The sequence below is a fragment of the Paractinoplanes aksuensis genome (genome assembly GCF_024137025.1).
Lineage (GTDB): Bacteria > Actinomycetota > Actinomycetes > Mycobacteriales > Micromonosporaceae > Actinoplanes > Actinoplanes aksuensis.
On sequence record NZ_JAMYJR010000067.1, the window covers coordinates 1 to 12,986 of the forward strand.

Annotated in this window: 15 protein-coding genes and 1 pseudogene; 8 read left to right on the forward strand and 8 right to left on the reverse strand. The window is 70.1% G+C overall.

All coding sequences use genetic code 11. From position 1 onward, the window contains the following. Positions 1-241 precede the first annotated feature (241 nt). Both M1L60_RS45525 and M1L60_RS45530 read left to right on the forward strand, forming a co-directional pair. Positions 242-1,636 carry a sensor histidine kinase gene (locus M1L60_RS45525; RefSeq protein WP_253243861.1) on the forward strand — a complete coding sequence of 465 codons (1,395 nt, stop codon included), beginning with the start codon at positions 242-244 and terminating at the stop codon, positions 1,634-1,636. Then, the gene (locus M1L60_RS45530; protein ID WP_308208643.1) at positions 1,633-2,277 is read left to right on the forward strand and encodes a response regulator transcription factor; all 645 of its coding nucleotides are present in this window, start codon (positions 1,633-1,635) and stop codon (positions 2,275-2,277) included. Before M1L60_RS45525 ends, M1L60_RS45530 begins: the two co-directional genes overlap by 4 nt. Here M1L60_RS45530 and M1L60_RS45535 read toward each other — a convergent pair. Further along, entirely contained in the window at positions 2,274-2,981 is a 708-nt protein-coding gene (locus M1L60_RS45535; RefSeq protein WP_253243862.1) for an ABC transporter permease, read from the reverse strand. The two genes, M1L60_RS45530 and M1L60_RS45535, sit on opposite strands and share 4 nt — an antisense overlap. Before the next feature lie 56 nt (positions 2,982-3,037). Continuing rightward, positions 3,038-3,685 (reverse strand): annotated as a pseudogene (locus tag M1L60_RS45540) (ABC transporter ATP-binding protein); the annotation flags it as partial. A gap of 115 nt (positions 3,686-3,800) precedes the next feature. Between M1L60_RS45540 and M1L60_RS45545 the strand changes: the two are divergent. From M1L60_RS45545 to M1L60_RS45555, 3 genes are read left to right on the forward strand one after another with little or no spacing between them, the layout of a single operon-like run. Further along, entirely contained in the window at positions 3,801-5,534 is a 1,734-nt protein-coding gene (locus M1L60_RS45545; RefSeq protein ID WP_253243864.1) for a twin-arginine translocation signal domain-containing protein, read from the forward strand. Further along, positions 5,531-5,989 carry a hypothetical protein gene (locus M1L60_RS45550; RefSeq protein ID WP_253243865.1) on the forward strand — a complete coding sequence of 153 codons (459 nt, stop codon included), beginning with the start codon at positions 5,531-5,533 and terminating at the stop codon, positions 5,987-5,989. The genes M1L60_RS45545 and M1L60_RS45550 overlap by 4 nt, the downstream gene beginning before the upstream one ends. Before the next feature lie 21 nt (positions 5,990-6,010). Then, on the forward strand, positions 6,011-6,940 hold the full coding sequence (locus tag M1L60_RS45555) for a methylenetetrahydrofolate reductase (RefSeq protein WP_253243866.1): 930 nt from the start codon (positions 6,011-6,013) through the stop codon (positions 6,938-6,940). Here M1L60_RS45555 and M1L60_RS45560 read toward each other — a convergent pair. After that, on the reverse strand, positions 6,937-7,812 hold the full coding sequence (locus M1L60_RS45560; protein ID WP_253243867.1) for an aldo/keto reductase: 876 nt from the start codon (positions 7,810-7,812) through the stop codon (positions 6,937-6,939). The genes M1L60_RS45555 and M1L60_RS45560 overlap by 4 nt on opposite strands. 125 nt (positions 7,813-7,937) lie before the next feature. On the opposite strand from M1L60_RS45560, the gene M1L60_RS45565 reads away from it, so the two are divergent. Beyond that, positions 7,938-8,606: an NADPH-dependent F420 reductase gene (locus M1L60_RS45565; RefSeq protein WP_253243868.1), complete on the forward strand. Its 669-nt coding sequence runs from the start codon at positions 7,938-7,940 to the stop codon at positions 8,604-8,606. Here M1L60_RS45565 and M1L60_RS45570 read toward each other — a convergent pair. Together M1L60_RS45570 and M1L60_RS45575 are read right to left on the reverse strand one after the other, a co-directional pair. Continuing rightward, positions 8,603-9,028, reverse strand: a complete 426-nt coding sequence (locus M1L60_RS45570; protein WP_253243869.1) for a PIN domain nuclease — start codon at positions 9,026-9,028, stop codon at positions 8,603-8,605. The genes M1L60_RS45565 and M1L60_RS45570 overlap by 4 nt on opposite strands. Further along, a complete protein-coding gene (locus M1L60_RS45575; RefSeq protein ID WP_253243870.1) occupies positions 9,025-9,246 on the reverse strand; it encodes a DUF2191 domain-containing protein in 222 nt (73 codons plus the stop codon). Before M1L60_RS45575 ends, M1L60_RS45570 begins: the two co-directional genes overlap by 4 nt. Positions 9,247-9,511: 265 nt before the next feature. On the opposite strand from M1L60_RS45575, the gene M1L60_RS45580 reads away from it, so the two are divergent. Then, positions 9,512-9,811: an MTH1187 family thiamine-binding protein gene (locus tag M1L60_RS45580; protein WP_253243871.1), complete on the forward strand. Its 300-nt coding sequence runs from the start codon at positions 9,512-9,514 to the stop codon at positions 9,809-9,811. Continuing rightward, on the forward strand, positions 9,808-10,515 hold the full coding sequence (locus M1L60_RS45585; protein WP_253243872.1) for an HAD hydrolase-like protein: 708 nt from the start codon (positions 9,808-9,810) through the stop codon (positions 10,513-10,515). Before M1L60_RS45580 ends, M1L60_RS45585 begins: the two co-directional genes overlap by 4 nt. 252 nt (positions 10,516-10,767) lie before the next feature. Here M1L60_RS45585 and M1L60_RS45590 read toward each other — a convergent pair whose 3' ends face one another. Genes M1L60_RS45590 through recO form a run of 3 tightly spaced genes read right to left on the reverse strand, consistent with a single transcriptional unit; the run spans position 10,768 to position 12,873 of the window. Continuing rightward, positions 10,768-11,286: a phosphoglycerate mutase family protein gene (locus tag M1L60_RS45590; RefSeq protein ID WP_253243873.1), complete on the reverse strand. Its 519-nt coding sequence runs from the start codon at positions 11,284-11,286 to the stop codon at positions 10,768-10,770. Between the two features lie 31 nt (positions 11,287-11,317). Then, entirely contained in the window at positions 11,318-12,100 is a 783-nt protein-coding gene (locus M1L60_RS45595; protein WP_253243874.1) for an isoprenyl transferase, read from the reverse strand. Then, positions 12,097-12,873, reverse strand: a complete 777-nt coding sequence (recO, locus tag M1L60_RS45600) for a DNA repair protein RecO (protein ID WP_253243875.1) — start codon at positions 12,871-12,873, stop codon at positions 12,097-12,099. The genes M1L60_RS45595 and recO overlap by 4 nt, the downstream gene beginning before the upstream one ends. Between the last annotated feature and the right edge of the window lie 113 nt (positions 12,874-12,986).

A 12,986-nucleotide genomic window follows, 5' to 3' on the forward strand; every position in this document is an offset into this window, starting at 1 on the left:
AGAGTGAGCAGGTGGCCGCTTGCTGCCAGTCCCTCAACAGGGCGACTGATCACCCAACCGACGTTAAACGCGAAGCTGAGGTCTTGGCTGTTCTGCTCGACCGCCGCCTCCCCCGCCCATGAGGGAGGGAAGCGGGGCGACCCTACCTCTGCGCCGTTGAGCGCCAACTCCGCCGTCCACAGGCGGCCACTCTTGACTTTCGGCAGTAGTGACGGGCCGGGCGCGTCGATAGCCTGGCCGGATGCGGGGACGGCGGGAGTGGGTGGCCGACGGGCTGATCGGGTCGTCGCTCCTGGGCCCGGTGCTGATCCATCAGGTGATGAACGGCGACGCGCTCCGGATCGTGGCCGCGCTGGCGGTGACGGCCGGGCTGGTGCTGACCCTGCGACGGCGGCCCCTGGTGGGACTGCTGGTGGTGCTGCTGGGCACGCTGGCCGACGGGAACTTCGTGTTCGCCCTGCCGGTGATGAGCTACCTGGTCGGGCTGCGGACCGAACGGATCCGGGCCGTCGCGGCCACGTTCGCGGTGATCGCGGCCGGGGGCACCGCGCTCAACTTCACCGTGTTCGACACCGCCCTGGGCCAGTGGTTCTTCCTGGCCATGGCCCTGTTGCTGCTCGGCGTGTTCCCGTGGCTGGCCGGGCGCTACCGGGCCCAGCACGCGCGGCTCGTCTCGGCCGGGTGGGAACGGGCGGCCCGCCTCGAGTACGAACGCCGCCTGGTCGTCCGCGAGGCCCGGCTGCGCGAGCGGGCCCGGATCGCGCAGGAGATGCACGACTCGCTCGGGCACGAGCTGAGCCTGATCGCGCTCAACGCGGGCGCCCTCGAGACCACGCCGGGGCTGCCCGGGAAGCAGAGCGCGGCCGCCGGGCGGATCCGGGAGTCGGCCGCCAACGCCACCGATCGGCTGCGCGACATCATCGGGGTGCTGCGCGACGACGACGAGACGGACACCGGGACGGTCGAGCAACTGGTGGACCGGGCCCGCGCGGCCGGGATGACCATTCTGCTGCAACGCGACGGCGAGCCCTCGGCCGTGGCCTACCCCGTCGTGCGGGAGGCGCTGACCAACGCCGGCGTGCACGCGCCCGGCGCCACGGTGCGGATCACCCTCACCGCCGACGCCGTCGAGGTGGTGACCGACGCCGCCGACCGGCCGCCGGTCCACGGGACCACGGGGCTCGGCCTGATCGGGTTGAAGGAGCGCGTACGCCGGGCCGGCGGAACCCTGACCGCCGGGCCCACGCCCGACGGGGCTTTCCGCACCGCCGCCGTCCTGGACCGGGCCGCCCCGCAGCAACCGACGGTGGACGCCGAACTGCACGACGCCCGCCGCCGCACCCGCCGCAGCCTGGCCGCTGCGATCCTCACCCCGCTCGTGCTGGTCGTCGTCACCGCGATCGGCTACTACCCGTTCGCCGTCGCCGGTTCGGTGCTCGACGAGGCCACCTTCGACGCCCTGACCACCGGCACGCCCCGCGCCGACCTGGCCGACCGCCTGCCCGACCGGCAGACGCCGGGCGACAAACCGCGCGGCTGCGAGCTCTACACCGACGGCAACTTCCCGATGGCCGAAGCGGCCTATCGGCTGTGCTTCACCGACGGCCGCCTGACCAGTAAGGAACGACTGAAGTGAAGGTGCTGATCGCCGACGACGAGGCGATGATCCGGGCCGGTATCCGGGCCATCCTCGACAACGACGCCGGCATCGAGGTGATCGCCGAGGCCGCGGACGGGATCGAGGCGGTCGACCTGGTGCGCCGGCACCGGCCCGCGGTGGTGCTGCTGGACATCCGGATGCCGCGCCGCGACGGGCTGGCGGCCGCGGCCGAGATCCGCCGGGTCGCGCCCGATACCGGGGTGCTCATGCTGACCACGTTCGGCGAGGACGAATACATCGTGCGGGCCATCGCGGCCGGAGCGGCCGGCTTCCTGCTCAAGTCGAGCGATCCGCGCGAGCTGACCGCGGCCATCCGGGCGGTGGCGGCGGGCGCGGCCTACCTGTCGCCCCGGGTGGCCCACCGGGTCATCACCGAGCTGGCCGGGGTGAAGCTCGGAGCCGGGGCCACCGCCCGGTCCAAGGTGGACGTCCTCACCGACCGCGAGCGTGAGGTGCTGGCCCTGATCGGTGAGGGACTGTCCAATGCGGAGATCGGGCGGCGGCTGTTCCTGGTCGAGGGCACAGTCAAGGCGTACGTGAGCAGCCTGCTCAGCCGGCTCGGCGCTCGCAACCGGGTGCAGGCGGCGATCGTCGCCTACGAGGCCGGCCTGGTCTAGGCATCGCGCCTTCTCAGCACGCGCGCCCCGATCAGGAAAGCGGCTGTGGCCCAAGCGGCAACGATCACCAGCCCACCGTACGAGTTCTCCAGCAGGAACCGCTGGCCGGCCACCCCGGGCAGGGCGTCGGCGATGGTGTTGAGCACGGCCAGATCCGGCACCTGCAACAGTGGCGGCACGACCACGACCAGCATCAGCAGCACGACCAGACTGACCACCGGCCCGCGCAGCGCCGCCCCCAGCCCGACCGCGAAGACCCCGAGCAACGCCAGGTAGAGCCCCATCTTCGGCGCCACGGCGCCCATCGAGCTGTTGCCGAGGATCGGGGCGGCCACCGCCACGCCGACAAAACCGGCCACCGTGCCCGCGACCAGCGTGACCCCGGCGATCACGGCGCTCTTGGCCAGCAGCAGCCGGGACCGCACCGGGGTCCAGGTCAGCGTGGCCCGCATCGTGCCGGTCGAGTACTCGCTGGTCATCACGATGGTGGCCAGCGCCAGAAAGGCCAGCTGGGCGAAGCTCAGGCCGAGCACGGCGATCTCGCCCGCCCCCGTCTGGTCGATGTCGCCGTTCTCGGCGTAGAGCGCGTACTGCCCGGCCCCGGCGGCCATCAGCACGAGAGCGGCCGTCAAGGCCCACCACACCGTACGGGTCGTCCAGAGCTTGATCCATTCGGCGCCGATCGTGGCTCGGAGCATGGTCATCGCAGCGCGGTCCCCTCGGTCAGCGTGTAGTAGGCGTCCTCGAGCGAGGCGTGCCCGGACAGGATCTCGTCGAGCGGCGCGTCGGCCAGCAGCCGCCCGTGACCGATGACGATCAGGTGGTCGGCGGTCATCTGCATCTCGCTGAGCAGGTGACTCGAGACGAGCACCGTGCGCCCCTCGGCGGCCAGGTCGCGCATCAGCCCCCGGATCCAGCGCACCCCGTCCGGATCGAGGCCGTTGACCGGCTCGTCGAGGATCAGCACCGGCGGGTCGCCGAGCAGCGCACCCGCGATCCCCAGCCGCTGCCCCATGCCGAGCGAGTACGTGCCGGTCCGCTTCCTGGCATTTTTCGACAGTCCGACCAGTTCCAGCACTTCGTCGACCCGGGCGGGCGCGATGGCGTTGCTACGCGCCATGGCGAGCAGGTGATTTCTTCCCGTACGCCCGGGGTGCGCGGCCTTGGCCTCGAGCACTGCCCCGACCTTGCGCAGAGGCAAGGCGTACGAGGAGTAGGGGCGCCCGCCCAGCAGCGCGCGCCCCGACGTCGGGCGGTCGAGGTCGAGGATCATGCGCAGTGTGGTCGACTTGCCGGCGCCGTTGGGACCGAGGAACCCGGTGACCCGGCCCGGCCGCACCTCGAGATCGAGCCCGTCGACGGCCGTGGTGGCGCCGAACCGCTTGGTGAGTTTCTCCAGGGTTATCAGCATGGGCCGGACGGTAGAACCGCAGGTGCCGTCGCCACCCGACCCGAACGGCAGTCGCCCGTACTGACGAAAGTCATGCTTGATACATCGCCTGTTGATCTATCGCCGCGAATGTGTGCTGGAGTCCGCATGCATCGATCTGTGGGAGATCACCGATATGGGTCACGGCCACGACCACCATCACCACCACGACGAGGTACACCAGGGCAGCGACGTCTCGCCGGCCCTCGACCTGTCCATCCCGGACAGCGAGCTCTCGCCGTCCGACGTGTCCCGCCGCGGCTTCCTGCGAGGCGCCGGGCTGCTCGGCGCCGGCGCGGCCGCTTCCGTGCTGGCCAACCCGTCCCCGGCGGCGGCCCACGGCTCCGGCCCGGGTTCGTCCGGCGCGGGGCTGACCTGGCTCTCGGGCGACCACCACATCCACACGCAGTACAGCTCGGACGCCCAGTACCGGGTGATCGACCAGGCCCGCCACGGCCGCGCGTTCGGCCTGGACTGGGTCGTGATCACCGACCACGGCAGCGCCACCCACGCCAAGATCGGCGTCGACCTGGTCAACCCGGACATCCGGAAGACCCGCGAGGAACTGCGCGACCTGCTGACCTTCCAGGGTCTGGAGTGGAACATCCCGGGCGCCGAGCACGCGACCGTGTTCGTGACCCCGAGCAAGAACGAGGTCGAGGTCCTCAAGAAGTTCGAGCAGAACTACGACGGCTCGGCGCTGCCCGCGACCAACACCAACGAGCAGAACGAGGCGGCCGCGATCGCCGGCATCAAGTTCCTCGCCTCGCAGGTCAAGGCGCGCAAGGTGGACGGTGCCCTGTTCTTCGCCAACCACCCGGCCCGGCGCGGCATCGACTCGCCGCACGAGATCCGCAACTGGCGCGACGCCGACCCGACCGTAGCCGTCGGCTTCGAGGGCGCGCCCGGCCACCAGGCCGCCGGCATCCCCGCCCCCAACGGCCGGGGCGGCGCCCGCGGCTACTACGACAACAACCCGTCGGCCGCCTCGTTCCCCGGCTACCCGCTGGAGAGCTACCGCACCTGGGGCGGCTTCGACTGGATGACCGCCACCGTCGGCGGCCTCTGGGACAGCCTGCTGGCCGAGGGCAAGGCGTGGTGGATCACCGTCAACTCGGACTCGCACGTCAACTACCTGGACCAGTCGGACCGGGGGCCGGACAGCAACTTCGAGGTCAACGGCAAGTACAACGACCCGGTGTACACCGGCAAGACGCTGACCACGGCAGGCGACTTCTGGCCCGGCTTCTACGGCCGGACCACGGTCGGCGCCACCTCGTGGGGCTACAAGCAGGTCATGGACGGCCTGCGCGCGGGCCGGGTCTGGGTCGACCACGGCCGCCTGGTCAAGGGCGTGGACGCACGCGTCCGCGTGGCCGGCGACCGCCGCGGTTCCAGCGGCACCGGCCTCGGCGGGGTGCTGCACGTCAAGCGGGGCACGTCGACCGAGATCACCCTCGACATCGACCTGCAGGACGTGCCCAACTGGGCGCAGTTCGTGCCGGTGCTCAAGCGGGTCGACCTCATCGTCGGCACGGTCACCGGCCCGGTCGCCGACGAGGACGCCTACACCGCCCCGAACACCAAGGTGGTCAAGTCGTTCGAGATCTCCAAGAAGTCGGGCCGGGCGTCGATCACCTACTCGTTCGGGCGTCTCGACAAGCCGTTCTACGTGCGGGTGCGCGGCACCGACGGCAACCGGACCCAGCCCGGCCTGATGGGGCCCGGCGTGGACCCGTACGGCCCGAAGCTCGACGTCATCGGCGACGCCGACCCGTGGGGTGACCTGTGGTTCTACACCAACCCGATCTGGGTGCTGCCTCGGTGAGTGCGGTCGGGGTCTCGCTCGGGCATCGGGACGTCGGGGCGGCCGATCACTGGATCCTCTTGCTCGACCCGGCGCCGTTGCTGGCCTGCACCCACCTGGTGCGGGCGCCGTTCCCGCACGTGGCGATCAGCCTCGTCGGCTTCACCGGTGAGATGCCGGCCGGAGCGGAGGCAGCCACCACGGGCGACCTCGGGCGCGCCGTCGTCTTCGCGGGTTCGTCGGAACTGACGGGCACGCTGACGGTCGGCGAGGTGCTCGACCGCAGCGCGATCGACCGGGTCGAGGTGCTGGGCGCCGGCCCGGCCGACCCGGCGACGGAGCTCGACACGCGCGACTTCGTCCGTCCCCAGTTCCGCGGGAGTGACCTCGTTCTGGTGACCATGCCGGCCGTGGGCGGAGTGCTCGTGCCGTTCGAAACGCGGGACCCGACCCCCTGCTGCGCCGACCACGCGTAGTCACTTCTCTACGCTGGGCCCGTGTCTGGTAACTCACTGCAGTCCAAACTGGCCGGGGCGCAGAGCGGGGTGATGCTGTTCAGCATCACCCCGCCGCGCCGCAACACCGCTCCCGAGCGGGTCAAAGAGATCGCCGAGGTCACCGTGCGCCGGTTGTCCGGCCTGGACCTCGACGGGCTGATCCTCTACGACATCGACGACGAGTCCGACCGCGTCGCCGAGGAACGCCCGTTCCCGTACCTGCCGACCCTCGACCCGGCCTCGTACCACGCCGACCACCTCGGCGACTGGGACCGGCCCACGGTGATCTACCGCTGCGTCGGCAAGTACTCCGAGGACGACCTGCGCGGCTGGCTGGACACCGCCGACACCGCCCGCACGCTGGGCGTGTTCGTGGGCGCTTCCTCCGGCGGCAAGCCCGTGCAGACGTCGCTGCGCCGGGCCCAGCAACTGCACGCCGACGTACGCCCGCTGCTGCCGCTGGGCGCGGTGGTGATCGGCGAACGGCACGCCCGCCACGGCGACGAGCACCTGCGCATGCTGACCAAGCAGGAGCGCGGCTGCACATACTTCATCTCCCAGGTCGTCTACGACCTCAACGAGACGAAGAATCTGGTCTCCGACTACTTCTACGCCTGCCGCGAGGCCGGCATCACCCCGCGGCCGCTCATCTTCACCCTGTCGCTGTGCGGCTCGGCCAAGACGCTCGAGTTCCTGGGCTGGCTGGGCGTGCAGGTCCCGTCCTGGCTGGCCACCGAGCTGCGCGAGTCCCCGGACCCGCTGGCCACGTCCCGCCGCGAGGCCCTGGCCATCGCCGCCGACCTGAAGGACTACTGCGAACGCCTCGGCATGCCGTACGGCTTCAACGTCGAAAGCGTCTCCATCCGCAAGGCCGAGATCGAAGCCTCGACCGACCTGGCCCGTGAAGTGGCCGCCCTGCTCCGCTCCTAGGCCAGGCGGGCCAGTTCCTCCTCGCTGAATCTCCGGGCGCCGGCGGCGATGTTGTCGAGCAGGTGCTGTTCGTCGCCGGTGCCGGGGATGGCGAGCACGTTGTCACCCTGGTGCAGGGTCCAGGCCAGCCGCACCTGATGCTCACTGACGTGGTGGGTGAGGGCGATTTCCCGTACGGCATCAGGGGTGGCCGTTGTCGGGCCGTCCTCGCGGCCGGGGCCCGCGATGGCGAAGAACGGCACGAAGGCGATGCCTCGCTCGGTCATCTCGGCCACGAGTGAAGCGTCCCGCTGCAGGTCGACAGCGAAGCTGTTCTGGACGCTGACGAGCGGGGCGACGGCAGCGGCCTCGTCGATCTGGGCCAGGGTGGCGTTGGAGATGCCCAGATGGCGGATCAAGCCCTCGTCGCGCAGGCTGGCCAAGGCCTCGAAGCGCGGGCCGACGGGCGCGGTGCGGCTGGTCAGGCGCAGGTTGACCAGATCGAGGCGGTCGACCTGGAGGCGGCGCAGGTTCTCCTCGACCTGAGCCCGCAGCTGGGAAAGTGTGACGGCCGTCTCCCACTCGCCGTCGGGGCGCAGACCGGGGCCCACCTTTGTGGCGAGGAACAGGCTTTTGTCGTACGGGAAAAGAGCCTCTCGAATCAGCTCGGTGGCATACCTCTTCGGGCCGGTGCCGTGGTCGAGGATGCCGCCCGGCGTGACGTAGAAGGCGGCCGTGTCGATGTGGTTGACGCCCAGTTCAACGGCCCGCCGTAGCACCCGGATGGCCGCGTCGCGGTCGGCGTTGGGGGTGAGCCGCATCGAGCCGAAGCCCATCCGGTTGACGACCTGATCGCCCAGTTTCCACGTGCCCGCGGCCTCTGCAGTAATCACTGCGGCAACGCTAGGCCCGGTCCGCCCCGGTGGCACTCGGTCGTCCGCTCGATACCGGTATATACACACCTTTGCTAGCTTGTTAATCACGGAATGATGCGCGCACGGCCGAGGTTGTCGCGGTCATGACGACGATCGGATTCATCGGTAGCGGGAACATCGGCGGCACGGTGGCGCGGCTTGCGGTCGCAGCCGGTTACGACGTGGTGGTGAGCAACTCCCGCGGTCCCGAGACCCTCAAGGAATTCACCGATTCGCTCGGTTCCTCGGCGCGGGCGGCCACAGCGGCCGAGGCTGCGGCGGCCGGTGACATCGTGGTGGTGAGCGTACCGTTCAAGGCCTTCCCGCAGCTGCCGGTGGCCGAACTGGCGGGCAAGGTCGTGCTCGACACGAACAACTACTACCCGCAGCGCGACGGCAACTTCGAGGAGCTCGACAAGGGCGAGAAGACCAGCGCGGCGCTCGAGCAGGAGGCGCTCGGCTCGGCGCAGGTAGTGAAGGTGTTCAACAACATCTACTCCGGCCACCTGGCCAACCTGCCCCGCCCGTCGGGCGCGGCGGACCGCTCGGCCCTGCCCATCGCGGGCGACGACCCGACGGCCAAGCAGACCGCCACGGAGTTCCTCGACAAGATCGGCTACGACGCGGTGGATGCCGGGACGCTGGCCGACAGCTGGCGTCAGGAGCCGGGGACGCCGGTTTACGGTCCCCCCTACGGCACGTACGGCGTGGAGGCCGGCACCCCGGCGAGTGCCGACCAGATCCGCCAAGCCCTGGCCGAAGCCAAGCGCTAATCGATTGAGCCCGGTTTCGCCACCCACCGCGTCGGCTGACCGGTGACGGCGGCGACCTGCTCGAAGTCAGCGTCGTAGTGCAGCAGCCCCAGACGATGTCTCTGAGCTGTCGCCGCCGTCAGCAAATCGATCGGCCCTGCCGACCGGTGCGTGCCTTTCTCGATCAACGCCGCCTGCACCTCAGCCGCGTATTCGAAAACATGCTGCGGCATCACCACCCAGCTGAACGTCTCGCGCAGTCTGGCCGCCTGCTGTTCGTGGTCGGCCTTGGAACGCACCCCGAAATAGTGTTCGAGTTCAGTAATAGGACAGACCGCGACAGCACCGTCACCGATCGCATCTACCCACTGAGCGAGCAGCTCTTCACTGCGAAGCATGCGAACTACCGCGCTGGTGTCAGCCAGATACTTGATGTCGTTCATCGGCGGTAGTTGCTCTTGTCGAGCAGCTCGTCGAATTCGCCCGCCTGAGCGTTCGCCGACAACTCGTCGAGCGCCTTCAACCGGCGGGCCCGCGCGACAGCCTCGCGGATCGCCGTGCTGACCGTCTCCTCGTTGGTGCCGGTTCCCAGTTCCTTCGCGGCTTCGGCCAGCGCTGCGGCGTCCACCTCCACTTGGATCTTTTCCACCAGGGTCTCCATCCGCTCCACTCCCCTTCACAGTATCCGAGGCGCTTCATGCGCCTAGTTGATATGCGACAAGGCTAGTCATTCGACCACGAGGTTGCAACATAGGTACAGCCCTGAATTTCGCGGGAGCGCGATCTGATTCTCTTCACAATGACCGTCGCGTGAACCCCACCTGAGCTGCGCAGATACGCTCTGAGAGCGCTCTCAGGCCATGTTCCCGGCATCGACGAGATTGCCCGCCGGGTCTTGCCGGAAAGCGGGTCGGAGCTGCGACTATGTGATCGTGCTGGTTGCTTTCTCTGTGACGCCGCTGGGCGTCGGTGACTCCGTCGGTGATCTCGTGGCCGAGGCGGTGCGCGTGGTGCGCGCCTCCGGGCTGCCCAACCGCACCGACGCCATGTTCACCACCATCGAGGGCGAATGGGACGAGGTGATGGCCGTCGTCAAGCAGGCCGTCGACGCGGTGGCCGCGCACGCGCCCCGGGTCAGCGTCTCGATCAAGGCCGACGTCCGCCCCGGCGTCACCGGGGCCCTCGACGCCAAGGTCGAACACATAGAACGGGCGCTGAGCGAATGAGACGCCTGATCATGTGGGACATCGACTACACCCTGCTGCGCGGCGGCGGGGTCGCGTCCGTCGCCTGGCGCACCGCCTTCACCGAGCTGACCGGCGTGGCCTGGCGCGAGTCGCCCGTCTTCGGCGGCCGCACCGACATGGACATCTGCGCCGAGGTCTTCGCCACCCACGGCGTCACCGACTGCACACCCGAGAAGTTCTTTCCCCGGTACGTGGCCGAGGTCCACCGCACCCAGCATCTGTTCGCCGAACAGGGCGAGTTGATGCCGGGCGTACGGGAGGTGCTCGACCGTCTCGGCGAAGACCCCGACGTGGTGCAGACCCTGGTCACCGGCAACGTCGGAGAGGTTGCGGCAGCCAAGGTGGCCGCCTTCGGCCTGACCGCCGCGTTCGACGCCGAGGTCGGCGGCTACGGCACCGACGACAGCGTGCGCGCCACCCTGGTCCGCCGCAGCCTGGAACGAGCCGGGGCCAAATACGGCGAGCCCTTCCAGCCGGTAGTCATCGGCGACACCGAGCACGACGTGACGGCAGCCCTGGCCAACGGCGCCTTCGCCGTGGCCGTAGCCACCGGCGCCACCAAAATGGCCGACCTGGCCCTGGCCGGCGCCCACGCCGTGCTGCCCGACCTCTCCGACGTGGACGCAGTGGTCGACATCCTGCTGGCCGACGCCTGGCCCCTGGGAGCAGTCCTGGCGAAATAGCCCAGCCCGCGACAACGCCGGCAACCACCCACTCGCACGAGTGAGTCAGGTCGGTTACCGGTCTGACCGCCGTTGTCGTCGGCATCGGCACAGCAACGTCCAACTCGGACGTCGGCGCTTCGGCTTTCAACCCCACGCTGAAGACGTTCCGGAATTCGGTCGGCGGACGGGATTGCGGCAAGATCCGCCGGTCGGCGTTCACCGCAATCAGGACCCCTCAGCCACACCGCTAGGTCTGTGAGGATCCGCCGGTCAGGGCACGTGCAGCTCGGGCGGGAAACCGGTCCAGCGCAACTCGGGCGGCAGGTGGGTCAGGTCGTTGAAGACCAGGGGTGAGACCGGGACGCCGGGGGTGTCGCTCCAGCGCAGCACGGTCACGCCGGTGTTGGCCGAGTTGAGGGCGGACCAGCGGGCAGCCGGCGCGTCCAGCACGGCGCGTACGAACCAGCCGACCTGGAACATGTGAGTGATGCACAGCTCGTCGGCCGGTGGGTCGGCGAAGCGCGCGACCATGGCTTCCGCGGCCGCGGGGTCGTCGGTGGGGTCGGAGTCGGTCAGCTCGTCGGCCGCCACGAGCGGCACGCCGGGCAGGGCCGCGGACACGATCGAGGCGGTTTCGACAGCTCGCGGTAGCGGGCTGTGGCTGATGCGGGTGATGCCCGCGCCGGCCAGCCGCGCGCCGAGCAGTTCGGCCTGACGCCGCCCCCGCGCCGACAGCGAAAGGCCGCCGGGCGCCGCCTCGGCGTGCCGGGCCAGCCACAGCCGGCTCATCGGGCAACTCCCGCGCGCACGCAGCCGCCGGTCATGTCGGGCTGACCGGGTTCGGCACGGCCCCGCCGAAGCGGCGGTCGCGGCTGGCGTAGAGCTCGCACGCGTACCACAAATGGCGGCGGTCGAAGTCGGGCCAGAGCGTGTCGAGGAAGACCAACTCCGCGTACGCCGTCTGCCAGAGCAGGAAGTTCGACGTACGCTGCTCGCCCGAAGGCCGCAGGAACAGGTCGACCTCGGGCACCTCGGGGTGGTAGAGGTACTTGGCGATCGTCTTCTCATTGACCTTCGACGGGTCGAGTTTGCCCGCGGCGACCTCGCGTGCGATCGCGGCCGTGGCGTCGGCGATCTCGGCCTGGCCGCCGTAGTTGACGCAGAACTGCAGCGTGAGCTTCTTGTTCTTCTGCGACATCTGCTCGGCCGTCTCGAGCTCGGAGATCACGCTCTTCCACAGCCGGCCCCGGCGGCCCGACCACACGACCCGTACGCCCAGGTCGACCAGCTGGTCGCGGCGGCGGCGGATGACGTCGCGGTTGAACCCCATGAGGAACCGCACCTCTTCGGGCGACCGCTTCCAGTTCTCGGTCGAGAAGGCGTACGCCGAAAGGTAGGGGATGCCGAGCTCGATGGCGCCCTCGATGGTGTCGAACAGCGAGTGTTCGCCCTGCTCGTGGCCCTTGGTGCGGGACAGGCCACGCTCCTTGGCCCAGCGGCCGTTGCCGTCCATCACGAGCGCCACGTGCTTGGGCAGCGCCGCCTTGGGCAGCTCGGGCGGCTTCACCCCGCTGATGTGCGGGGTGGGTGGACGCGGCGTCATGGGTTCTCCCGTCGATCGACCAGCGGCAGCGAGCGCAACGCCCGCTCCATGTGCCATTGCAGGTGGGCGGCGACCAGTCCGCTGCACTCGCGGCGCACCGGGACCTCGGACGCGTCGGCCACCCCCCAGTCCCCCACGGTCAGCGCGTTCATGAGGCCGATCGTGGCCGGACTGGGGTGGGCCGCGCCGGGCGGCCGGCAGTCGGGGCAGACCGCGCCCCCGGCCGGCACCGAGAAGGCGGCGTGCTGCCCGGGGGTGCCGCAGACCGCGCACTCGGTGATCGCCGGCGCCCAGCCCGCCACCGCCATGCCGCGTAGCAGGTAGGCGTCGAGCACCAGACTGCCCGCGTGCTCGGCCTTGGCCAGCGCCTTGAGCGCGCCCAGAGTCAACTGGAACAGGCGCAGCGACGGCTCCCGCTCGACCGGCGTGAGCCGCTCGGCGGTCTCGGCGATGGCGCTGGCCGCCGTGTAGCGCGGATAGTCGCCCAGGAAGTCCTTGCCGTAGAGCGCCACCGCCTCGACCTGGCTCACCGAGTGCAGGCTGCTGCCGACGCCTTCGGGCGAACCGGCGAACTGCAGGTCGATGTGCCCGAACGGCTCCAGCCGGGCGCCGAAGCGCGAGGTGGTCCGGCGTACGCCCCGGGCCACCGCCCGCAACCGGCCGTGACGCCGGGTGAGCAGGGTGATGATGCGGTCGCTCTCGCCCAGCTTCTGCACACGCAGCACCACCGCGTCGTCGCGGTAGAGGTGGCGGCGGTATCCGGGGTTCGGCACCCAGTCATTCTGCCTCGCGGGCGCGAGCGACCCTGACCCGGATCTCAGGGTCATCTAGGGGGCCGGTCAGTGACAGGACCGATGGTGCCCGTACGGCCTCCGGCAATAGCGTC